At 69.3% G+C, this 21,529-nt stretch carries 19 protein-coding genes; 7 read left to right on the top strand and 12 right to left on the bottom strand.

Annotated features, from left to right (window positions below):
• Window positions 1-7: 7 nt before the first annotated feature.
• Genes AMYAL_RS0123605 through AMYAL_RS0123580 form a run of 6 tightly spaced genes read right to left on the bottom strand, consistent with a single transcriptional unit; the run spans window position 8 to window position 8,843 of the window.
• Window positions 8-1,111: a uroporphyrinogen-III synthase gene (locus tag AMYAL_RS0123605; protein ID WP_020633731.1), complete on the bottom strand. Its 1,104-nt coding sequence runs from the start codon at window positions 1,109-1,111 to the stop codon at window positions 8-10.
• Window positions 1,108-1,455, bottom strand: a complete 348-nt coding sequence (gene nirD, locus AMYAL_RS0123600; protein ID WP_020633730.1) for a nitrite reductase small subunit NirD — start codon at window positions 1,453-1,455, stop codon at window positions 1,108-1,110. Before nirD ends, AMYAL_RS0123605 begins: the two co-directional genes overlap by 4 nt.
• Window positions 1,452-3,956 carry a nitrite reductase large subunit NirB gene (nirB, locus tag AMYAL_RS0123595; RefSeq protein WP_020633729.1) on the bottom strand — a complete coding sequence of 835 codons (2,505 nt, stop codon included), beginning with the start codon at window positions 3,954-3,956 and terminating at the stop codon, window positions 1,452-1,454. The genes nirD and nirB overlap by 4 nt, the downstream gene beginning before the upstream one ends.
• Window positions 3,956-5,314, bottom strand: coding sequence for a nitrate/nitrite transporter (locus AMYAL_RS0123590; protein WP_026467380.1), 1,359 nt, complete (start codon window positions 5,312-5,314; stop codon window positions 3,956-3,958). The genes nirB and AMYAL_RS0123590 overlap by 1 nt, the downstream gene beginning before the upstream one ends.
• Before the next feature lie 32 nt (window positions 5,315-5,346).
• A complete protein-coding gene (locus tag AMYAL_RS0123585) occupies window positions 5,347-6,774 on the bottom strand; it encodes an FAD-dependent oxidoreductase (RefSeq protein ID WP_020633727.1) in 1,428 nt (475 codons plus the stop codon).
• The gene (locus AMYAL_RS0123580; RefSeq protein ID WP_020633726.1) at window positions 6,771-8,843 is read right to left on the bottom strand and encodes a molybdopterin oxidoreductase family protein; all 2,073 of its coding nucleotides are present in this window, start codon (window positions 8,841-8,843) and stop codon (window positions 6,771-6,773) included. Before AMYAL_RS0123580 ends, AMYAL_RS0123585 begins: the two co-directional genes overlap by 4 nt.
• Window positions 8,844-9,060: 217 nt before the next feature.
• Here AMYAL_RS0123580 and AMYAL_RS0123575 point away from each other — a divergent pair, with 217 nt between their 5' ends.
• Genes AMYAL_RS0123575 through AMYAL_RS0123565 form a run of 3 tightly spaced genes read left to right on the top strand, consistent with a single transcriptional unit; the run spans window position 9,061 to window position 12,509 of the window.
• Window positions 9,061-9,585, top strand: a complete 525-nt coding sequence (locus tag AMYAL_RS0123575; protein WP_020633725.1) for a PadR family transcriptional regulator — start codon at window positions 9,061-9,063, stop codon at window positions 9,583-9,585.
• A 15-nt stretch (window positions 9,586-9,600) separates the two neighbouring features.
• Window positions 9,601-10,281, top strand: coding sequence for an ABC transporter ATP-binding protein (locus AMYAL_RS0123570; RefSeq protein ID WP_026467379.1), 681 nt, complete (start codon window positions 9,601-9,603; stop codon window positions 10,279-10,281).
• Window positions 10,278-12,509: an FtsX-like permease family protein gene (locus AMYAL_RS0123565; protein ID WP_020633723.1), complete on the top strand. Its 2,232-nt coding sequence runs from the start codon at window positions 10,278-10,280 to the stop codon at window positions 12,507-12,509. Before AMYAL_RS0123570 ends, AMYAL_RS0123565 begins: the two co-directional genes overlap by 4 nt.
• Window positions 12,510-12,550: 41 nt before the next feature.
• Here AMYAL_RS0123565 and AMYAL_RS0123560 read toward each other — a convergent pair whose 3' ends face one another.
• The 4 genes from AMYAL_RS0123560 to AMYAL_RS0123545 all read right to left on the bottom strand — a co-directional run bounded on the left by AMYAL_RS0123560 (window position 12,551) and on the right by AMYAL_RS0123545 (window position 16,926).
• Window positions 12,551-13,348: a TIGR02569 family protein gene (locus tag AMYAL_RS0123560; RefSeq protein WP_020633722.1), complete on the bottom strand. Its 798-nt coding sequence runs from the start codon at window positions 13,346-13,348 to the stop codon at window positions 12,551-12,553.
• Window positions 13,349-13,517: 169 nt separating this feature from the next.
• Window positions 13,518-14,696 (bottom strand): adenylyltransferase/sulfurtransferase MoeZ, encoded by a 1,179-nt coding sequence (gene moeZ, locus AMYAL_RS0123555; protein ID WP_020633721.1) that lies wholly within the window; start codon window positions 14,694-14,696, stop codon window positions 13,518-13,520.
• A 118-nt stretch (window positions 14,697-14,814) separates the two neighbouring features.
• Window positions 14,815-15,987 carry a DUF3152 domain-containing protein gene (locus AMYAL_RS0123550; RefSeq protein WP_026467378.1) on the bottom strand — a complete coding sequence of 391 codons (1,173 nt, stop codon included), beginning with the start codon at window positions 15,985-15,987 and terminating at the stop codon, window positions 14,815-14,817.
• An 81-nt stretch (window positions 15,988-16,068) separates the two neighbouring features.
• Window positions 16,069-16,926, bottom strand: coding sequence for an alpha/beta fold hydrolase (locus tag AMYAL_RS0123545; RefSeq protein WP_020633719.1), 858 nt, complete (start codon window positions 16,924-16,926; stop codon window positions 16,069-16,071).
• A gap of 244 nt (window positions 16,927-17,170) precedes the next feature.
• Between AMYAL_RS0123545 and AMYAL_RS0123540 the strand changes: the two genes are divergently transcribed.
• Complete coding sequence (locus AMYAL_RS0123540; protein WP_026467377.1) at window positions 17,171-17,794, top strand: TetR/AcrR family transcriptional regulator; 624 nt, start codon at window positions 17,171-17,173, stop codon at window positions 17,792-17,794.
• A 144-nt stretch (window positions 17,795-17,938) separates the two neighbouring features.
• A complete protein-coding gene (locus tag AMYAL_RS0123535; protein WP_020633717.1) occupies window positions 17,939-18,475 on the top strand; it encodes a carboxymuconolactone decarboxylase family protein in 537 nt (178 codons plus the stop codon).
• Window positions 18,476-18,547: 72 nt separating this feature from the next.
• On the opposite strand, the gene AMYAL_RS0123530 is transcribed toward AMYAL_RS0123535, so the two are convergent.
• A complete protein-coding gene (locus tag AMYAL_RS0123530) occupies window positions 18,548-19,471 on the bottom strand; it encodes an alpha/beta fold hydrolase (protein ID WP_020633716.1) in 924 nt (307 codons plus the stop codon).
• Window positions 19,468-20,376, bottom strand: a complete 909-nt coding sequence (locus AMYAL_RS0123525; protein ID WP_020633715.1) for an AurF N-oxygenase family protein — start codon at window positions 20,374-20,376, stop codon at window positions 19,468-19,470. Before AMYAL_RS0123525 ends, AMYAL_RS0123530 begins: the two co-directional genes overlap by 4 nt.
• A 50-nt stretch (window positions 20,377-20,426) precedes the next feature.
• Between AMYAL_RS0123525 and AMYAL_RS0123520 the strand changes: the two genes are divergently transcribed.
• Both AMYAL_RS0123520 and AMYAL_RS0123515 read left to right on the top strand, forming a co-directional pair.
• Window positions 20,427-21,206, top strand: a complete 780-nt coding sequence (locus AMYAL_RS0123520) for a TetR/AcrR family transcriptional regulator (RefSeq protein ID WP_020633714.1) — start codon at window positions 20,427-20,429, stop codon at window positions 21,204-21,206.
• Window positions 21,203-21,529, top strand: a complete 327-nt coding sequence (locus AMYAL_RS0123515; RefSeq protein ID WP_005167612.1) for a DUF4873 domain-containing protein — start codon at window positions 21,203-21,205, stop codon at window positions 21,527-21,529. Before AMYAL_RS0123520 ends, AMYAL_RS0123515 begins: the two co-directional genes overlap by 4 nt.

Raw genomic sequence — 21,529 nt, 5'->3', positions numbered from 1 at the left:
TCCCTGGTCACCGGTCGACGGCCAGCCGGTAGCCCCGTTTCACCACCGTCTGGACGAGTTTCGGGGCGCCCAGGGAACTCCTCAGACGCCCGATGGCGGTTTCGACGGCGTGTTCCTCGCCGCCGTCGGGCAGCGCGGAGATCAGTTCCCGCCGCGAGAACACCCGTCCCGGCGACTCCGCCAGCGCCCGCAGCATGGCCATCGGCGCGGGCGCGATATCGCGCCACTGCCCGTCGACCAGCGCCGCCTGACCGCGCAGCTCGATACTCCGCCCGCCCGCCGTCAGCCTCGGTGAACGGGCTTCGAGCGTGTCGGACACCGTCCGCGCCAGTGCCCCGATCCGCGACCGCGCCGGCTGGACCGTCGGGATCCCGAGTGCGGCCAACGGCGCCGCGGTGATCGGGCCGACACAGGCCACCACGACCCGGTTTTCCAGCGCGCGCAGGATTCCCGGCAGCCGTCCGGTCCGCCTCGCCGCGGCCAGCATGGACGCGACGGCGGGCGCGCTGGTGAACGGCAGCGCGTCCACCGAGCCGTCGAGGACGGCGTCCAGCAGCCGATCGAGCGGTCCGGGATCGGCCGGGCCGACCCAGCGGTACACCGGCACCTCGATCACGTCGGCACCCGCGGCGCGGAGACTGTCCACAAAGTACGGAAGCGGCTCGCCGTGCAACTGCACCGCGATCCGCTGACCATCCACACCGGACTCAAGGAGATGCCGCAGCACCTCGGCGTTACTCTCCGACGCGGGCGAGTAGTCCTCCGAGAGCCCGGCCGCGCGGATCGCGCCCTTGGCCTTCGGGCCACGCGCGTGCAGCGAAGAATTCCCCAGTCTGTCCAGCAGCTCCTCCCCCAGCCCCCAGCCTTCGGCCGCCTCGACCCAGCCGCGGAAACCGATCCCGGTCGTCGCGACGACGGCGTCGACCCGGTCTTCCAGCAGGCGCCTGGTGGCCGCCCGGAGTTCGGTGTCGTCGGCGAGCGGCACGATGCGGATCGCCGGGCCGTAGCGCACTGTCGCGCCCTTACGCACGAACAGCGCGCCGAGCTCGTCCGCTCGGCGCGCCGCCGTGATCCCGATGGCGAACCCTGCCAGGGGAAGGACTTCTGTCACGGTGAAGCTTCCACCTCCACCACACCGCCGGTCACCCGCACCGCGTACGCCGCGACCGAGACCCCTTCCGCGTCGAGGCATTCGCCGGTCCGCAGGTCGAACCGTTCCTTGTACACCGGCGAAGCCACCACCGGGACACCGCCCGCGTCACCGACGATCCCCCGCGAGAGCACCGCGGCACCGCTGATCGGGTCCAGATTGGACAATGCGTGCCACCGGCCGCCGGGCAGCCGGAAGATCGCCACCTGCACGCCGTCGTCGAGCAGGGCGGCGACACCGGACCATTCGGGGACGGCGCCGGCCGCGCAGACGGCGGTCCAGGTGCGCTCGATCGAGGTCGTCACTGCTTCACCTCCGGGATGCCCAGCAGCACGGGCACTTTCTGGTCGCGTTCGGTGCGGAACGAGATCGTCGGATCCGGCGTGCCCGGCGCGTTGACGAACGAGCTGAACTTCGCCAGCTTCTCCGGGTCCTCCAGCACCCCGCGCCATTCGTCGGCGTAGTCACCGACGTGTTTGACCATCGCCGCGTCGAGGTCCTCGCAGATGCCGAGCTTGTCGTCGACGATCACCGCGCGCAGGTGGTCGAGCCCGCCTTCCATCTCCTCGACCCACGGCGCGGTGCGCTGCAACCGGTCGGCCGTGCGGACGTAGAACATCAGGAACCGGTCGATCGTGCGGATCAGCGTCTCAGTGTCCACTTCGGACACCAGCAGATCCGCGTGGCGCGGGGTCGCGCCGCCGTTCCCGCCGACGTAGAGGTTCCAGCCCTTGTCGGTGGCGATGATGCCGAAGTCCTTGCTCCGCGCCTCGGCGCATTCCCGCGCGCAGCCCGATACCGCGGACTTCAGTTTGTGCGGCGAACGCAGGCCGCGATAGCGCAGTTCCAGCTCGATCGCGAGCCCGACGCTGTCCTGCACGCCGTAGCGGCACCACGTCGACCCGACACACGATTTGACCGTGCGCAACGACTTCCCGTACGCGTGACCGGATTCGAACCCGGCGTCGACGAGCCGCCGCCAGATCAGCGGAAGCTGGTCGACGGTCGCGCCGAACAGGTCGATCCGCTGTCCGCCGGTGATCTTGGTGTACAGCCCGAAATCCATCGCCACCTGCGCGATCACCATGAGCTTCTCCGGCGTGACCTCGCCGCCGGGGATACGCGGCACCACCGAGTACGTCCCGTTGCGCTGCAGGTTCGCCAGGAACTTGTCGTTGGTGTCCTGCAGAGTCGCCTGCTCGCCGGCGAGGATGTGCCCGTTGCCCAGCGTGGCCAGAATGGACGCGATCGCCGGTTTGCAGATCGCGCAGCCGGTCCCGCTGCCGTAGCGGTCGATCATCTCGCTGAACGTGCTGATCCGCGTGGCCTGCAGGATCTGGAACAGCTCCGCGCGAGACTGCGAGAAGTGCTCGCACAGCGCCTTCGACTGCTCGACGCCACAAGCCGTCAGCAGCTTGCCCAGCAGCGGGACACAGGATCCGCACGCCGTGCCCGCCCGTGTGCAGCCCTTGATCTTGGCGACCGAATCGCATCCCTGATCCGTGATCGCGTGCGTGATCGCGCCCTTGGAAACCGCGTTGCACGAACAGATCTGCGCCTCGTCGGGCAGCGCGTCGACGCCGACCGCCGCGCCGCCACCGGCCGGGGCGAGGATCGCGCCGGGCCCGGCGGGCAGCGGCCTGCCGACCATCGCGCGCAGCGTGTTGAACTCGCTCGCGTCCCCGACCAGCACCCCACCGAGCAACGTCTTCGAGTCGTCCGAGATCACGAGCTTCTTGTAGGTCCCGGCGACGGCGTCGTTGAACGCGACCTCCAGCGCGCCCTCGGTCGCCGCGTGCGCGTCGCCGAAACTGGCGACGTCGACACCCATAAGCTTGAGTTTCGTCGACATGTCCGGCTCGGGGAACGTGCCTTCGCCGCCGGTCAGCCGCGCGGCGACGATCTCCGCCATCGCGTAACCAGGCGCCACGATGCCGTACACCTTGCCGTCCACGGCCGCGCATTCGCCGATCGCGTACACCGCCGGATCCGACGTCCGGCAGGTGTCGTCGACCAGGATGCCGCCCCGCGCGCCGACTTCCAGCCCGGACGAGCGGGCGAGGTCGTCTCGCGGCCGGATCCCGGCCGAGAACACGACCAGGTCGACGTCCAGCTCGGTTCCGTTGCCCAGTTTCGCGATATAGCGAGAGCCGTCCGGCTCGATCGCGTCTGTCGACGTTCCCGTGTGGACGGTCACGTCGAGTTCGGTGATCAGCCGTCGCAGCAGGCCGCCGCCACCCTCGTCGACCTGCAGCGGCATCAGTCGCGGCGCCATCTCGACGACGTGCGGCGAGAGACCCATGTCCCGCAACGCCTTCGCGGCTTCCAGCCCGAGGAGCCCGCCACCGATGACGACCGCCGAACGACGACCCCGGCCGGGTCGCTGCGCGGCTTCCCGGATGGCGTCGAGATCCTCGATCGTCCGGTAGACGAAGCAGCCGGGAAGGTCGTGTCCCGGCACCGGCGGGACGAACGGCCGCGAACCGGTCGCGAGGACGAGCGCGTCGTACGGCTGCTCGTACCCGGCCTCGGTGACGACGACCTTGCGCTCCCGGTCCACCGACGCGACCGCGTCACCGAGCCGCAGATCGACCAGCGGGTCGTCCGCGTAGTCCGCGCCTTCGAGAGCGAGCGACGCGGGATCCCAAGTGTCCACATAGGACGTCAGGGCGACGCGGTCGTACGCGGGCCGCGCCTCTTCGGCGAGCACCACGACCTCCCACTCGCCGGTCTTGTCCTCCGCGCGCACCGCTTCCACGAGCCGGTGCGCGACCATACCGTGTCCCGCGACGACGAGTTTCCGCATCAGACCTCCGCTCCGGCGAGCGCCAGACCTCGGGTGCTCGCCACCTCCGTCTGCTGTTTGCGCAGGTACACCGCCCACGTGACGGTGAAGCACAGGCCGTAGAAGACCAGGAAGGCGACGAACGCCGGCACCCCGCTCTTCGTGTCCGCGAACGACTGGCGGAAGGCCAGGTTGATGAACAGCCCGCCGAGCGCGCCGATCGCCCCGGCCAGCCCGATCAACGCGCCGGACAGCTTGCGTGCCTTGAGCAATTCGAGGGTTTCGTCCGCGCCCTCGCTGATCGCGACCTTCGCCTTGGCGCGGAAGATCGCCGGGATCATCTTGTACGTCGAGCCGTTGCCGACGCCGGTCAGCACGAACAGCACGATGAACGCGACGGTGAACAGCGCCAGCGAGTTCGACGTCGACGCGAGGATCAGCACCGCGGTCGCGGCGGCCATCCCGACGAACGTCACGAAGGTGATCTTGCCGCCGCCGATCCGGTCGGCCAGCCGGCCGCCCGTCGGCCGCGAGAACGAGCCGAGCAGCGGTCCGAGGAACGTGACCGCGGCCGCCTGCAACGGAGTGCGGCCGAACTGGTTCTGCAACACCAGGCCGAAAGCGAAGCTGTAGCCGATGAACGAACCGAACGTGCCGACGTAGAGGAACGACATCACCCAGGTGTGCGGATCCTTGACGACCTCGCGCATCGCCTTGGTGTCGCCCTTCATCGAGGCGAGGTTGTCCATGAAGAAGTACGCGCAGGTCGCGGCGAGGACGATCAGCGGGAGGTAGATCGCGAGCACCAGCCGGGGCGCGGTCGCGCCGACGGTGCCGATGACCAGCAGGCCGATCAGCTGGATCGCCGCCACGCCGAGGTTCCCGCCGCCCGCGTTGAGCCCGAGCGCCCAGCCCTTGTGCTTCTCCGGGTAGAACGCGTTGATGTTCGTCATCGACGACGCGAAGTTCCCGCCGCCGACCCCGCCGAGCGCGGCGACCACCAGGAACGTGCCGAGCGAAGTGCCCGGCTCCATCACGATCGCGGCGAGGATCGTCGGCGCCAGCAACAGCATCGCACTGACGATCGTCCAGTTCCGGCCGCCGAACCTCGCGACGGCGAAGGTGTACAACGGCCGCATGAACGCGCCGACCAATGTCGGCGTCGAGACGAGCAGGAACTTGTCCGCGGCCGAGAAACCGTACTGCGGTCCCATGAACAGGACCATGACCGACCACAGTGTCCAGACGGAGAAGCCGATGTGCTCGGCGAGGATGGAGAACCAGAGGTTCCGCCGGGCGATCTTCTTGCCGGTCTCCTCCCAGAACCGCTCGTTCTCCGGGTCCCAGTGCTCGATCCAGCGTTTACCGCGAGCGGTCATGCGGTCCTCCTCGATGGTGGATGCGTTCGGGTTCACTGGGCGGCCAGCCATTTCGCGACCCCGCCGACGGCGTCCTTGCAACCGCCGCAGCCGGTCGTCGCGCGGGTCGCCCCGGCGAGGGCGGGGACGTCGGTGGCGCCGGCGCGCCAGGCCTCGACGAGCCGCCCCTTGGTCACCGCGTTGCAGCGGCAGATGACCGCCGACGCGGGCAGATCGGCCGGGCTCGACGCCGACGGCGCCCCGGCGGGCAGCGCGCGTCCCAAAAGGACGGCCAGCCGGTCTTCGGGCACCGGCGTGCCCCGGTCGTAGAGCTGGGTGATCGACGCGGCCGCGTCGGGCAGGCCGAGCAGGATCGCGCCGGCCACCCGGTTTTCGCGGACGACGAGCTTGCCGTAGCGGCAGCCCGCCGGGTCGCTGAAGGTGAGCACCTCGGCGGTCGGATCGTCGGCGCAGGTCGTCGTCTCGCCGAGCGCGGTGAGATCGATGCCGCGGGCCTTCAGCCGGGTGACCGCCTGGGTGCCGCGGTAGCGCGACGCGGATTTCGTGCCGGTGACCAGATCCGCGACAACGGCGGCCTGTTCCCAGGCGGGCTGCACGAGACCGCCGAAAGCGCCGGGATGCCGGGCGCAGTCGCCGATCGCGTGGATCCGGCCGTCGCTGGTGCGCAGCAGATCGTCGACGACGATGCCGCCCTCGACGGTCAACCCGGCGTCCGCGGCCAGTTTCGTCTCGGGCCGGACGCCCGTGGAGACGACGATGAGATCGGCGGGCACGTGCGTGCCGTCGTCGAGTTTGAGCCCGTCGCCACTGACATAACGCGCGGCACCGACACCGAGCCGGAAGCCGACGCCGAGTTCTTCGAGCTTCCTGGTCAGCACCCGCGCCGATTCCGCGTCCAGCTGCCGTTCCATGATGTGCGGCATCGGATGTACGACGGTGACGAGGTTTCCGCGCCCCGCCAGGCCCCGCGCGGCCTCCAGGCCGAGCAGGCCGCCGCCGAGCACGGCGACCGGCGCGCCCAGTTTGGCGGCTTCGAGAATGCGGGCGCAGTCGTCGAGGGTGCGGAACGCGACCACGTCCGGACCGGCTTCGAGCCCTTCGACCGGCGGCATCCACGGGTTCGCGCCGGTGGCGAGTACGAGCGAGTCGTAGTCCACAGTGGACCCGTCGTCGAGATGGACCCGCCGCGCCGCGCGGTCGATCGACGTCGCGGCGACCCCCCGGCGCAGGTCGGCGCGGGTGCGGGACGGCCATTCGTCGTCGTGCAGCCGGACCGCGTCGGGCCGCATGGTGCCGGCGACCACCGACGAGAGCAGCACCCGGTTGTAGGCGGTGTGCTGCTCCGCGCCGACGACGGTGAGCCGCACGCGCTCGCCATCGGGATCGCGGCGCTGGATCTCGTCCGCGAGCCGCGCGCCCGCCATCCCGTATCCGGCGATGACCACCGACCGGGGGCTCACGCGACGACCTCGGCCGGGGCGAGCGCGACCGCGCACACCTTGAACTCGGGCATCCGGCTGGTCGGGTCGAGCGCCGGGTTGGTCAGCAGGTTCGCCCGGCCCTCACCAGGGAAGTGGAACGGCAGGAACACCAGGTCCGGGCGCAGCGACGGCACGCAGCGGACACGGGCGACGGTCTCCCCGCGCCGGGACCGCACGAGCGCGAGGTCGCCCTCGGCCAGTCCCGCCCGCGCGGCGGTGTCCGGGTGAACTTCCACGAAGGCCTCCGCCACGACGTCGTTGAGTTCCTTGACCAGCCGGGTCTGCGCCCCGGACTGGTAGTGCTGCAAGACCCGGCCGGTGGTGGCCTGCAAGGGGAATTCGGCGTCGGGCGGTTCGGCCGGGCCGACGTGGTCCACCGGGACGAACCGCGCGCGGCCGTCCGGGTGGGCGAACCGGTCGAGGAACATCCGCGGCGTTCCGGGATGCGATTCCGCCGGAACCGGCCAGTACAGGGCCTCTCCGTCGCGGAGCCTGTCGTAGGTGATGCCCGAGTAGTCGGCGACGCCGCCCTTGGACGCCCGGCGGAGCTCGGTGAAGACGGTCTCGGCGTCGGTCGGGAACCGGCCGTCGGGCTGGCCGAACCGGCGGGCGAGTTCGGAAAGCACGTAAAGATCGGTCTTCGCACCCGGCGGCGGGTCGATCGCTTTGCGCCGCAGCAGGATCCGGCCTTCGAGGTTGGTCATCGTGCCGTCTTCCTCGGCCCACTGGGTGACCGGCAGGACGACGTCGGCCATCGCCGCGGTCTCCGAAAGGACCAGGTCCGAGACCACCAGAAAGTCCAAAGAGGACACTTTCGCCTGGATGTTCCCGGCGCGGGGCGCGGAAACGACGAGGTTGCTGCCGAACACCATCAGCGCGCTCGGCCCGTCTTCGGTCCCGAGCGCTTCCAGTAGCTCGACGGCCGAGCGGCCAGGCCCCGGCAGGGATTCCGGCGGCACGCCCCAGACTCCGGCGACGTACTTGCGGGCGGCGGGATCGTCGATCTTGCGGTAGCCGGGCAGCTGGTCGGCCTTCTGGCCGTGCTCGCGGCCGCCTTGCCCGTTGCCCTGCCCGGTCAGGCAGCCGAACCCGGACCCCTTGCGCCCCGGAAGCCCTAGGGCGAGCGAAAGATTGATCCAGGCGTTGACCATCGCCGTGCCGTTGGCGTGCTGTTCAGTACCGCGTGCGGTGAGGACGTAGGCGTTGCGGGCCGCGGCGAGTTTGGCGGCGACGCGACGCTGGTCCGCGGCCGAGACCCCGGTGACCTGCTCGACGCGTTCCGGCCACCACGCCGCGACCGACCGCCACAGCGCCTCGAAGCCGTTCGTGCGCTCATCCACATAGGACTGATCGAGCAGGCTGTCGGCGACGACGGCATGCAGGATCCCGTGCGCAAGAGCGAGGTCGGTGCCCGGCGCGGGCTGCAGGTGCAGTCCGGCCAGCTCCGCGGTCGGGGTGCGGCGCGGGTCGACGACGATCAGGTCCGCGCCGCGCAGGTGCTGGGTGAACGGCGGCATCGTCTCGGCCGGGTTCGCGCCGATCAGCAGGACGGCGTCGGCGTCGGCGAGGTCCGTGACCGGGAACGGCAGCCCGCGGTCGGCGCCGAACGCCTTGATCCCGGCGGCGGCCGCCGACGACATGCAGAACCGGCCGTTGTAGTCGATCTGCGAGGTGCCCAGCGCGACACGGGCGAACTTGCCGAGCAGGTACGCCTTCTCGTTGGTCAGCCCGCCGCCGCCGAAGACGGCGACCGAGTCGGCGCCCTTCGCGGCCCGGATCTCCGTCAGCCGCCGCGCGACGAGGTCGAGCGCCTGGTCCCAGGTCGCGGGCAGGAGTTCGCCGTCGGTGCGGATCAGCGGAGTCGTCAAACGGGAAGGCGAGGTGAGGAGCTCCCCCGCCGTCCAGCCCTTCTGGCACAGGCCGCCCGCGTTGACCGGGAAGTCGCGCGGGGCGACGCGGGCACCGTCGAGGCTCATCCCGCACTGCAGGGCGCAGTACGGGCAGTGCGTGTCCACCGAGCGGGTGGTGACAGAAGCGGCGAGCGGCACGGGCACCTCCTCCAGGCGTCGGTAGCGCTTGAAGGTAGGTAGGCCGTGTTACCTGAAAACTCCTGAATGTTTCAGGCGTTTGACATTGCCCGCCGTCGATGGACGTCACACCGTGAGGCCGGGCCCCCTCCGCCGCGAGAGTCCCTCCCCAACGGTCCTCACCACTCACAAGGGCAACTATTCACCCCGTGTATAAACTGTGTGTATAGTCGCCCGCATGTCCATCGGGAACACCTTGCTCGGCCTGCTCGAAGCAGGCCCCAAGCACGGTTACGACCTCAAACAGCTCTACGACAAGCAGTTCCGCCAAGACCGGCCGCTGCACTACGGGCAGGTCTACTCGACGCTGAACCGGCTACTGAAGAACGGCCTTGTCGAGGAGAACGGCGTCGAAGCGGGCGGCGGTCCCGACCGGAAGCGGTACGCGATCACCGGCGCCGGCGTCACCAATGTCGAGGAATGGCTGAAAAGTCCGGAAAGTCCCTCGGTCTACCTGCAGAACACGCTCTACACCAAGGTCGTCCTCGCGATCCTGTCCGGCCGGGGCGCCCAGGATCTGCTCGACGCCCAGCGTGGCTCCCACCTCCGCGCCATGCGTGAGCTCACCGCCCGCAAGACCGCAGGCGACCTCGCCGACCAGCTGATCTGCGATCACGCGCTCTTCCATCTGGAAGCGGACCTGCGGTGGCTGGAACTCACCGCCGCCCGACTCGACGAACTCGCGCATCAGCTGACGCGCTGACCTGGGGACCACAAAGTGGAAACACCGTTGTTACAAGGCTTGGGCCTGCACAAGGCCTTCGGCCCCGATCAGGCGCTGGCCGGGGCCGGGCTGACCCTCGAAGCAGGCGAGATCGTCGCGATCATGGGCCCGTCGGGCTCGGGGAAGTCGACGTTGCTGCATTGCCTGTCCGGCATCGTGCGGCCCGACGAAGGGCAGGTACTGTTCCGCGGCCGCGCGCTCTCGAACATGCCCGACGCCGAACGCAGTGCCTTGCGGCGCACCGAGTTCGGCTTCGTCTTCCAGTTCGGGCAGCTCGTTCCGGAACTGACCTGCCTGGAGAACGTCGCGCTGCCACTGCGACTGGGCGGCATCAAGCGCCGCCCCGCCGAGCGGCTCGCGCGGGACTGGCTCGACCGGCTGGAGGTCGGCGACTCGGACGACAGCCTGCCCGGCCAGATTTCGGGTGGGGAGAGCCAGCGGGTCGCCATGGCCAGGGCGCTGATCACCGAACCGTCGGTGATCTTCGCCGACGAGCCCACCGGCGCGCTGGACACGCTCAGCGGCGAACTCGTCATGGGCCTGCTTTCCAAGACGGCGAAGCAGACGAACGCCGCCATCGTCCTGGTCACCCACGAACCGAGGGTGGCCGCCTACTCAGACCGGGAGATCATCGTGCGGGACGGCCGGACACGCGAACCGGCGGTGATCCGATGACCGGGCGCGAAGACCTGTTGCTGGGGTTCCGGCTGGCCGTCGGGGGCGGCCGGGGCTCGATCGTCAGGCTCGCGCTGAGCGCCGTCGGCATCGGGATCGCGGTGGCGATCCTGCTGGCAGGCGCCTCCGCGAGCACCGTCAAGGAGAACCGGGACCAGCGGGCGTTCGCCTCGTACGTGCGGAGCGAGCCGGTCCCCGGCGTCGCCCCGCTGGCCTACCGCGCGGCGACGACCGACTTCCGCGGGCAGCCGATCTCGCTCGTCCACCTGCGGCCCACCGGGCCGAACTCGCCGATCCCGCCGGGCCTGGACCGCCTGCCGGCGCCGGGCGAGGTCTTCCTTTCGCCGAAGCTGGACGAACTCGTCGCGTCCGACACCAGTGGCCTGCTGGCGCCACGGCTGCCGGGCAAGCCGGTCGGGGTGATCGCGGCGGGGACCATGGTCAACCCGAACGACTTGCTGGCCTACGTCGGCACGGACACGTTGCCCTCCGGGCCGATGGTCTACGGCTTCGGCGCCGAACGCGGCTACGACGGCGTGCTCGAGCAGGGAATCCTGGCGCTGCTGCTGATCGGGCTCTTCGTCCTGCTCACGCCGGTGTTCATCTTCATCGGGACGATCTCCCGGCTCGGCGGCGCCGCCCGTGACAAGCGGCTCGCCGCGGTACGGCTGGCAGGCTCGTCCGTCCGGCAGCTGCGCCGGATCACCGCGGCGGAATCGCTCGTGAGCGCCGTGGCCGGGCTCGTCATCGGCGCCGCGTTGTTCCTGCTGGTGCGCGGTGCGGTGCCGGACCTCCAGGTGTTCCGCTACGGGCTCTATCCGAAGGACCTCACGCCGCCGTGGCCGCTGGTGGTACTGATCGTGCTGCTCGTCCCCGCGTTGACCGTGGTGACGGCGTGGTTCGCCCAGCGGCACACGATCGTCGAACCACTCGGCGTCGTCCGCGAGTCCACGCCGCCGAAGCGGCGGTTGTGGTGGCGGTTGCTGCCGGTCCTCGCCGGGCTCGCCTTGGTGCTCCCCGACTTCGGCCTGGCGAGCGAACTCGGCCGCTGGGCGCTGATCACCGGGGCGGTCCTGCTGATGCTCGGGATCCCGGCGCTGCTGCCGTGGCTGCTGGAACGTGTCGTGTCCCGGATCAAGGGCGGGTCACCGTCGTTCCAGCTCGCGATCCGTCGCCTGCAGAGCGACAGCGGGACCCCGTCGCGGGTGGTCGCGGGCCTTTGCGTGGTGCTCGCCGGGGCGATCGGGTTGCAGAGCCTGATGGCGGGACAGGAGGCGATGAGCACCTACGAGGACACGACGGCGGGCCGGACGATCGTCAACGCGGAGGGTCCGGTGGCGGACAAGGCGATCGCCGCGGTGCGCGCGGTGCCGGGCGCGGCCGATTTCCAGTCCATGCGCTCGCTGTTCGTCACCATGGACAACGCGCTCTCGTCGTTCGCCGTCGCCGACTGCCCCACGATCGAAGCGTCGACGGGAATGACGGGATGCCACGACGGCGACGTGTTCGCCGAGACCCCGTCGTTCCACAAAGGACAGTCGATGACGCTCACCGACCTCGGCAAGAAGGAACAGCCCTGGACCGTTCCGGTGACGCCGCGACCGCTCGGCTCGAAGCCGGCGGGCCTCGCCCAGTACCAGGGGGTGCGCGTGTTCGCGACGCCGTCCGCGATGGCGGGCGTCGATCTGACCGCCGCCTCGGTCACGATGAGCCTGCGTGACGGGGCCGCGAATCCGGACTTCGTCGAACTGGTGCGGAACTCGGTCGCCTCGCTCGGCTGGGAGGCCAACGTGGCCGCGTACAACAAGAACCGGATCACGGACGAGGCCCGGATGTTCGGGGACGCGCGGAACATCCTGCTCGGCGGCGCGCTGTTCGTCCTGCTGCTGGCCGGGGTGAGCCTGCTCGTGCTCGCCCAGGAACAGGTCCGCGAACGACGGCGGGCCCTCGGCGCGCTGTCCGCCACCGGGGTCCCGGTCCGCGTGATCCTCCGGTCCCTGGTGTGGCAGAACGGGATCCCGCTGCTGCTGGGGATCGTGATCGCGACGGCGACCGGGATCGGGATCGCCGCGGTGGGCACGCGGATGTACTGGAGATCGCTGTACATCGACTGGGCCGCGGTCGGGGTGCTCGCCGCGGCGGCGATCGTGATGGTGCTGCTGGTGACGGCGTCGACGCTGCCGTCCGTGCGCTCGGCGGCGAAGGCGGAAAACCTGCGCACCGAGTGAGCCGTGTCCGCGGAGGCCTCTGCTTCAGGGCCTCCGCGGACTCACAGCACGGCGCTGACGTCGCGGGCGGCGGCGCGGAGCCCGTCGTGCGCCGCTCGCGTCGACCGCGGGTCGAGAGCGTTGGCGGCCAGGCGAAAGAGGATCGCGCGCAGCAGGAGCTGGGGCCATTCGGGCAGATGCGCCCAGCGTTCGAGCAGTTCGATGGTGGCGCCACCCCAGGCCAGCGCGTCGACCGCGACGATCGCGGCGCCCCATTCACCCGGCCGGTAGTACGGCACGAAATCGACGATGCCGGGGGCTTCGGCGCCGTCGAAGAGCACACCGGCGAGCAGTTCCCCGTGGACGACCTGGTCCGGCAGTTTGACCGGTCTTCGGGAGCCGGCCAGTACCTCGAACCAGCGGCCGCCCTTGTTCTCGTCGAGAGGCAGGTCCGCCTCGCCCCAGGCGAGTTTGTCGGCCAGTGCCTCGAGATCGGTGCGCCGTCCCAGGAAATCCGGCCGCGGCAGCCCCGCCGTCGCGCGGTGCAGTTTGACCGCAGCGTGCACGACCTCGTCATAGCGGTGTTCGGCCGTGCCGGACACGAACCGGTTCGCCGACCAGCCGCCGACCACCCACCGGCCGTCGCTGGACCGGACCGGCTTCGCGACCCGCAGTCCCGGCTCGTCGACGGCTTCCAGCGCACGGGCCGTCCACAGGGTCCGCGACTTGTCCTCGACCGGTTTGAGCACGAGATCGGCGTAGCGCCAGGAGGTGGTTCCGGGCATCGGCTCCGCGTCACCGTCACGTCCGCCGAACGCCGAACAGACGTGTTCCGGAGGGCTCTCTAGGGTGGCACGCACGGCTGGGCACGTTACCCCGTCTTCCGCACCACGAACGAGAAGACGCGCTGGTCATTGAGACACGATCACACTGACACCGCGTCCGGGGCGACGTCCGTGAAGGCCTCCTTGAGGGACTCTGAGTCCCTCAAGGAGGCCTTCACGGACTTGCGAACCTCGCGAGAAAGCGTCAGTACGTCGGCAGGCTCTGGTCGATCTGCCGCGCCCAGGCCAGCACGCCGCCGCCGAGGTGGGTCGCGTCCTTGAACCCGGCCTGGTGCAGCGCGGCCAGGGCCTCAGCCGAACGCGCGCCCGACTTGCAGTGCAGCACGATCGGCTTGTCCTGCGGCAGTTCCGCCAGTGCCTCGCCCGAGAGGATCCGGTCCTTCGGGATCAGCGTCGCGCCCTTGATGTTGACGATCTCGTACTCGTGCGGCTCACGGACGTCGATGAGGGCGAAGTTGTCGCCGTTGTCGAACTTGGCCTTGAGCTCCGCCGGAGTGATCGTGCTGCCCGCGGCGGCCGAAGCGGCCTCATCGGACACGACACCACAGAACGCTTCGTAGTCGATGAGCCCGGTGATCTCCGGGGTCTCCGGATCCTTGCGGATCTTGACCTCGCGGTACTTCATCTCGAGCGCGTCGTAGCTGACGAGCCTGCCCAGCAGCGGCTCGCCGATGCCGGTGATCAGCTTGATCGCCTCGTTGACCATGATCGAGCCGATCGACGCGCACAGCACGCCCAGCACGCCACCTTCGGCGCACGACGGGACCATGCCGGGCGGCGGCGGCTCCGGGTAGAGGTCGCGGTAGTTGAGGCCCTTGCCGTTCGGCGCGTTCTCCCAGAACACGCTCGCCTGTCCTTCGAACCGGTAGATCGAGCCCCACACGTAGGGCTTCCCGGTGAGCACGGCGGCGTCGTTGACCAGGTAACGCGTCGCGAAGTTGTCGGTGCCGTCGAGGATCAGGTCGTACTGCTCGAACAGCTCCAGCGCGTTCGACGACTCCAGCCGGTCGGTGTGCAGGTGCACCTTCACGAAGGGGTTGATCTCGGCGATGGTCTCCTGCGCCGACGCGGCCTTGAGCTTGCCGATGTCGGACTGGCCGTGGATGACCTGGCGGTGCAGGTTCGATTCGTCGACCTCGTCGAAGTCGACGATGCCGAGCGTGCCGACCCCGGCCGCGGCCAGGTACAGCAGCGCCGGGCTGCCGAGGCCACCGGCGCCGATGACCAGCACCTTGGCGTTCTTCAACCGCTTCTGCCCGGTCACCCCGACGTCCGGGATGATCAGGTGACGGCTGTACCGGGCCACCTCTTCCTTGGTGAGCTCGGCGGCCGGCTCGACGAGCGGCGGCAGCGTGCCTGACATCGGGTCCTCCATCTCGCGTGGATCGCGGGTCGCATCCCAGTATCTACAACAAAGACAGGCGGAAACGACTTCCCTTGTTTCAAATCCTGGGATATTCCAGCACGTGAGACGGCGGGGACTAAGGTGCCTGGTTCGGCCAGGAGCCCGGTTTGCAGACCTTGCCGTCCGCGGGCACCTTGCCGCGGTCACCGCCGGGGAGATTGTTCAGCTGCGCCACGAAGTCGTTGGAGACGCCGAACGTCTGCTGCATCATGACCGGCGCGATCGCGCCGTTCTCCTTGCAGCCCTGATGCTTTCCGCCCAGGGCATGGCCGACTTCGTGGTTGATCGCGTACTGACGGTACGAGACCATGTCACCCTCGAACGCCATCGCGCCACGTACCCAGCGGGCGAGGTTGATCACCACGCGCTTGTCGAAGCTCGACCGATAGCACGAGGTCTCGTAGGTGATCTGGAACATGCAGACGTCCGCGCGGTGCGTCGTGTTCGGTGTGGTGAGACTCACGCGGAAGGTGGGGTTCGGGAAACTAGCGTCGACGCGCTGGAGCGCCTTCTTCCCATCCCACGTCCAGCTCTTGGGGCTGGACAAGGTCTCCACGACCGACCTGGCGAAGCTGTCGTCGCCCATGTAGCTGGCCGGATCGATGCCGTCCTCGACCTCCACCGTGTAGGTGTACAACTGCCCCGTTCCGACCTTCTCCCCCTTGCCCGGCACCACGTGATAGGTGCCCTGGCCGGACTCGGTGAAGGGATCACCCTTGGGCAGGTCGGCGGTCGGGATCTTGAGGTCGACCGGTTTGGCCGGGTTCTCCGGGAGAACGTCGCCGCCCCCGTCGACACCGGCACCGCTCTCCCCGCCGTCACCACCCGAGCCGTCGGCCGAAGCGAGGCTCGTCCCGTCGGAGGCGATCGGCTCGGCCGGGCCGGTGGCGGTGTTGAACACGACCAGCGCGGTGATCACCACGAGGATCGGCAGCGCGTACACGCGCCAGCCGTAAGTCTTGGCGAAGTGGCCGATGCCGCCCTTGCTCTTGCGCTTGGCGGCCTTGGCTTTCGCGGTGCCGGGCTCGTGCGGCTCCCAGGACGCGCTGAGCGGCTGGGCACTGGTCCGGCGGCTGCCGGGGCGGTAGCGGTCTTCGTCGAGCCGCTGCGACGGCGGCGTCGTCGGCCGGTACTGGCCGGTGCGCGGAACGTCGGAGGACCGGGACTGCGCGCGCGGCGGACGACGGGCGGATGCGGAGTACTGAGACCGCCGACCTTCGCCCTGCGCGCCTTGCTTAACCCGATCCACGGAGACCAGGGTGCCATAACCGAACTGTGATGTTGTGAGCGACCGGCGCATCGCGCGGCGTGTCTTACCCACCCGAATGGGCTACCAGGTGTCCGTTTCGACCGCTTCCCACATGCCGAAAACGGCCTTCGCTACGACATTCGGGCGTTCCATCTGCGCCACGTGGCCGGTTCGGGGCAGAACGAGCAACCGGGCGTGCGGAATCAGCCGAGCGGTGCGTTCGGCGCGCCGGACGGAGATCACCCGGTCGTGCTGCCCCCATACGACGAGCGTCGGCGTGGCGACCGTCGGCGCGACGGCCCACAGCGACGCGGGCCCGCGTGCGGACCACGTCCGGAAGATGCCGAACGTGCTGCGGGCCAGCGCGGGCGCGGCCCAGTCGAACCCGGCGCGGGCGCTGTGCTCCTGTTCGAGTTCGTCGAGCCTGCTTTCGGCGAAGCGGGCAGGGTCGGCGAAGCACAGCTTGATGACCTGCATGGCACGTTCGCGCGGGCCGAGCGCGGCGAGCTGACGACGTACCCGCGGGCCGATCAGTGGCAGGTACGCGAACGCCATCCGCGGGTCGGACAGCCGCTTCATGCTGGGACGGAGGTCCGGCATGGCGGGCGAGATCAGCGTCAGCGTCTTCACCAGCTCCGGGCGGCGGGCCGCGACGAGCAGCGCGACCGCGCCGCCCATCGAGTTGCCGAACAGATGCACCGGCCCGGCTTCGAGGCTCTCGATGTGGTTCACGACGACCTCGGCGTGCGAGTCCAGGCTGAAGTCGAAGTCCTCAGGCGGCTCCGAATAGCCGAAACCCGGCAAATCAACCGAAGTGCCGCTTGCTTGAGGCGCCAGGAGGGCGGCGAGGTCCGTCCAGTTCGTGGACGAGCCGCCGAGCCCATGGACGTAGACCGCCGTCTCGGGACCGCCCGAGGTCCGGCGGATGTGCAATTTCACCCCGCCGACACCTATTGTTTCACCGGGCCAGGGCGGCGGCGCGGGGTCCAGCGACGGCAATGACCTGCGCGACAGCGGCACGTGGGTCAGCGGCGGGCGACCACGGGCGGCGCGGGAAACTGAAGAGGACACAGCATCAAGGATGCCCGACCCTTGGCGGTCCGGCCGTACCGGCGAGTAATCTCAAGCTCACTTCACGCGGCGGTGACCCCGCCCGGCGGAGCCCCGCTCGACTGGAGGCACGATGACAGAAATGGCGCGACTGCAGGCCCGAGGCGTCCGCCTGCCCAGAACCGAACGCCGCGCCCAGCTGCTGGCCGCCGCGCAGCGCGTGTTCGCCGCGAACGGATACCACGCCGCGGCGATGGACGAGATCGCCGAAGAGGCCGGAGTCAGCAAGCCGGTCCTCTACCAGCACTTCCCCGGCAAGCTCGACCTCTACATCGCGCTGCTGGAGAGCCACGTCGACGAACTGGTGCGGCGGGTCACGGAGGCGCTCGACTCGACGACGGACAACAAGCAGCGTGTCCCGGCGACCGTCGGCGCGTTCTTCGACTTCGTCAACAACGACGCCGGCGCGTTCCGCATGGTCTTCGAGTCCGACCTGCGCGGCGAGCCCGCCGTGCAGGAGGCGGTGGACCGGGCGACGTCGGCCAGCGTCGACGCGATCACCGAGACCATCACCGCCGACGCGGGCCTCGACGAGGACAAGGCGCGGCTGCTCGCCGTCGGCCTCGTCGGACTCTCGCAGGTCAGCGCCCGGTTCTGGCTGGCGCACCACAAGTCGATGAGCCGCGAAGAAGCCGTCGCCCTCACCGCCAACCTCGCGTGGCGAGGCATCGGCGGTGGCTTCCCGCTCCAGCACTGATCCCGGCGTTTCGTCCTCTGAATGCGAGCCTTTCACGCGTTCAGAGGACGAAGTGCGTGCGGTTTGGTCCGTCCGGTGGAACCGGGCCGGGCCGGGTTTCGGATATGACTCCAGCGACCGCGTTGCCGATCCGCGAGGAGTCCCATGCCCCACATCGCGCTCGACGAGAACCTGCCCGGTATCACCGCCCTGTTCGCCTACCGGCCGGAGACAGCGGCGCCGCTCGGGCAACTCGCCGAAGTCCTGCTTCGCGGCCCGAGCAGCCTCAGCGTGGGCGAACGTGAGCTGATCGGCGCGGTCGTTTCACGCGGCAACGACTGCACGTTCTGCTCGCGCAGTCATGCCGCCGTCGCCGCCGAAGCGCTCGAAGGCGGCATGCCGGTCGTCGAAGCGGCTTGGGAGGACGTCGACGGCGCGCCCGTGTCAGCGAAGGTGAAGGCTCTCCTGCGCGTCGCGCTCGCCGTCCGCGAAAGCGGGAAGTCCGTGAGCGAAGACCTCATCGCGGCTGCCCGCGCGGAGGGCGCGACGGACGTCGAGATCCACGACACGGTCCTGATCGCGGCCGCTTTCTGCATGTTCAACCGGTACGTCGACGGGCTCGCCACCCTCGCCCCGGACGACCAGGACGCGTACAAGGCGACGGGCGTCCGCCTGCTCGAAAACGGCTACACCCGCCTCTGAACGGAGCAAGGGACCTTTGCTCACGTTAGTTAGTGCGCTAACGAACGTGAGCAAAGGTCCCTTGCTCTCTCTTCAGACCCTCGCGGCGCGGCGGACGAGGGCGGCAATGCGGTCTGAAACCTCCTGGGCCCGTTCCTGCGGCAGCATGTGCCCGGCACCCGGATACCGCACGAATTCGGCCTCCGGCAGCGCGTCGGCGATGACCTTGGCGTGCGTCGTCGGGCAGAGCCTGTCCCGCTCCCCCGACAGCACGATCACCGGTTTCCCCTGCAACGCGCCCAAAGTGACCCGGCAGTCGTGCCGCGAGATCGCGTCCTGGAATCCGGCGACACTCGCCGGATGCGCGCACAGCAGCTGTTCGGCGACCGAGTCCACGTCGGCCCGCTGCGGGCGCCGTCCGAAGACGAGCAGCCGCGCGCCGGGGCGCACCACGGACAGCGGCAACGGCAAGGCGTCCCGGCGGTTCTTCGCGAGCAGCTTCGCGAGCCTCCGTTCGAACCTCGCCGCGCCGCTGCCCGCGATCCCCGGCAGGCCGAGGGTGATCCGGTCCATCTCACCGGACGAAGTGGCGACGAACGCGACCCCTGCGACGCGCCGGGCCACGAGGTCGGGATGCCGTCGGGACAGTTCCATGATCGTCATGCCGCCCATGGAGTGCCCGGCGAGCACGAGCGGTCCGTCCGGGACGCGGTCCTGGATCAGCTCGGCGAGATCGTCGGCGAGGGTCGCGATCGTGGCCGTCCCCGGTTTCGCCGGAGCGGAGCCACCGTGGCCGCGCAGGTCGTAGCGCAGGATCCGGACGGAATCGCCGAGCCGCGACGCCACGCCGTCCCAGGTCCGGTGGTCCTGGGTCCAGCCGTGCACGAGTACCAGCGTGAGTTCGGAGTCGGCGGGGCCGCTCACCTCGACGTGCAGGGCGGTGCCGTCGCCGGTGACGAAGCGGTGCTCGCGGGACGGATCCCAGGAGACGGCGTCGCGCTGTTTGACGCCCCTCATCGCTTCCCCGGCAAAAGGAAGGACTTGCGCCAGAAGTACATGCCGGGTTTGCCGACCAGACCGGATTCCTGCAGGAAAGGCATGATCTTCTCGCCGGCCCAGCGCACGCTCTCCTGCCAGTTCGGGTTGTTCATCGCGGCTTCGACGCCGTCACGCGGCCGGATGCCGACGGCCTTGTAGACGCGCGGGTTGATGAAGGCCCGCGTCACGAAGTACGAAATCAGCGCGATGATGAACTGCTGATAGATGATTTCCTTCTTCGTCAGCTTCGCCATCCCACGAGTGACCTCTTCACGGGCGAAGGTGACGTGCCGGGCTTCTTCGAGAACGTGGATCCGGTTGACCATGCGCACCAGCGGCTGGATGTCCGGGTCGTTCATCTGCTCGCGCTGAAGCCTGTCGAGGACCTCTTCGGCGACGAGGATCGCGCCGTAGCGCGCGGGGCCGTAGCTGATCGACGGCATCAGTTTCGCCAGTCGGCGCAGCCACGGGACAGGACCGTAGGACGGGCAGCCGATCCGCGACGCCATCCGCGCGAACATCGTCGAGTGACGGCATTCGTCCGCGATCTCGGTCAGCGCGTACTGCGCGTGCGAACTGGTCGGGTCCTCGTCGTAGACCTCTTTGAGCAGCATCTGCATCAGGAGGATTTCGAACCACAGCCCGGTCGTGGCGACGCTCGCGACCTCGTGCTTGCCGAGTTCGATGCGCTGCTCTTCGGACAGTGAATCCCACAGCTCGGTGCCGTAGAGCGAGGAACGGTGTGCCGGGATGTAGCGCTTCCCGTCCACGAGCGGAGCGTTCCAGTCGATGTCGACGTCGGGGTCGTAGAACTTGTTGGCGGAGGACTTGAGCAGCCGCTCGGCCGTCTTCTCCCTGTCAGTTTCCTTCAGCGCCCGCGTCATTGCCGACACACCCCTATCTGTAACTCGCGGTAACAGTTACCTCTGGTAGCATGACTTGGGTGATCGAACGTGTCAAGCGCAACAGCAAGCAGTCGAGCAAGCACCCCACGGCGGGTGAGGCCGACACGGGCGACGCCCGTCGCGACCGCTGGCGCAAGCACCGGATCACGCGCCGCGCGGAGTTCGTCGAGGCTGCTCTCCGCGCGCTCGACGCTCACGGGCCGGACCTCGGCATGGAAGACGTCGCCGCCGAAGCCGGCGTCACGAAACCCGTGCTGTACAGGCACTTCGACGACAAAGCGGATCTGTACGTCGCACTCGGGCAGCGCGGCACGGAGATCCTCTTCCAGCGGCTGATCCCGGCGATCAACTCCGAACTCGCCCCGGTCCCCCGGATCCGGATGGCGCTCGACGCGTTCTTCAGCGTCATCGAGGAGCACCCCAACCTGTACCGCTTGCTCGCGCGCGGCGGCCTGCAGGAGAAGGTGCTCGTCAAATCCGACGTCGTCGCCGAGGACAAGGAACTGATCGCCACCGCGCTGACCGCGCTGCTCGGCGACTACATGCGGATGTTCAACATGGACTCCGGCGCCGCCGAACCGTGGGCGCACGGCATCGTCGGCATGGTGCAGAGCACCGGCGAATGGTGGCTGGAGCGGCGCTCGATGGGCCGTGACAGCGTCGTCGAATACCTGACGCAGATCATCTGGGCCGCGATCGACGGCCTCTCCCGGCAGCAGGGCATCGTCATCGACCCGAACCTGCCGCTCGAAGAGAACAAGGTCATCCAGATGCGGAAGACCGAGGAAAAGCAGGTGGAGGGGCAATGAGCGAGCACGACGAAGACGGCTACGCCGGCGAAGCGGTCCTCGTGATCGACGGGACCGAGATCGCGGCCACGGTCGACCTGCGGGGCTACTTCCAGCCCATCGACGGGTACTACCGCTGGTACGGCCGCGTGGCCACCAACGAGCAGGTGTCCGCGGCCGCGGGCGGCAAGAAGACCGCCGTCGAGATCCGCGCGGGCGAATACAGCGCGAAGGGCGAGCTCTCCGACCCGGACCCCTGGGACCGCTACCGCATCATGGGCACCAGCACGCCGCCGTTCCACGTGCCGACCAGCCTCGAAGAGCTGAACGAGCTCAACGCCTGA

Origin of the sequence: Amycolatopsis alba DSM 44262 (genome assembly GCF_000384215.1) — a bacterium.
In the GTDB taxonomy this organism is placed as follows: domain Bacteria; phylum Actinomycetota; class Actinomycetes; order Mycobacteriales; family Pseudonocardiaceae; genus Amycolatopsis; species Amycolatopsis alba.
Note: the sequence above shows the minus strand (reverse complement) of the source record. Positions and strands in the feature narration are given on the sequence as shown.

Coding starts and splice junctions, on each gene's coding strand:
- nirB (WP_020633729.1), bottom strand. CDS start 3,956: ATGCGGAAACTCGTCGTCGCGGGACACGGTATGGTCGCGCACCGGCTC.
- AMYAL_RS0123590 (WP_026467380.1), bottom strand. CDS start 5,314: ATGACCGCTCGCGGTAAACGCTGGATCGAGCACTGGGACCCGGAGAAC.
- AMYAL_RS0123575 (WP_020633725.1), top strand. CDS start 9,061: ATGTCCATCGGGAACACCTTGCTCGGCCTGCTCGAAGCAGGCCCCAAG.
- AMYAL_RS0123565 (WP_020633723.1), top strand. CDS start 10,278: ATGACCGGGCGCGAAGACCTGTTGCTGGGGTTCCGGCTGGCCGTCGGG.
- moeZ (WP_020633721.1), bottom strand. CDS start 14,696: ATGTCAGGCACGCTGCCGCCGCTCGTCGAGCCGGCCGCCGAGCTCACC.
- AMYAL_RS0123540 (WP_026467377.1), top strand. CDS start 17,171: ATGACAGAAATGGCGCGACTGCAGGCCCGAGGCGTCCGCCTGCCCAGA.
- AMYAL_RS0123535 (WP_020633717.1), top strand. CDS start 17,939: ATGCCCCACATCGCGCTCGACGAGAACCTGCCCGGTATCACCGCCCTG.
- AMYAL_RS0123530 (WP_020633716.1), bottom strand. CDS start 19,471: ATGAGGGGCGTCAAACAGCGCGACGCCGTCTCCTGGGATCCGTCCCGC.
- AMYAL_RS0123525 (WP_020633715.1), bottom strand. CDS start 20,376: ATGACGCGGGCGCTGAAGGAAACTGACAGGGAGAAGACGGCCGAGCGG.
- AMYAL_RS0123520 (WP_020633714.1), top strand. CDS start 20,427: ATGACTTGGGTGATCGAACGTGTCAAGCGCAACAGCAAGCAGTCGAGC.
- AMYAL_RS0123515 (WP_005167612.1), top strand. CDS start 21,203: ATGAGCGAGCACGACGAAGACGGCTACGCCGGCGAAGCGGTCCTCGTG.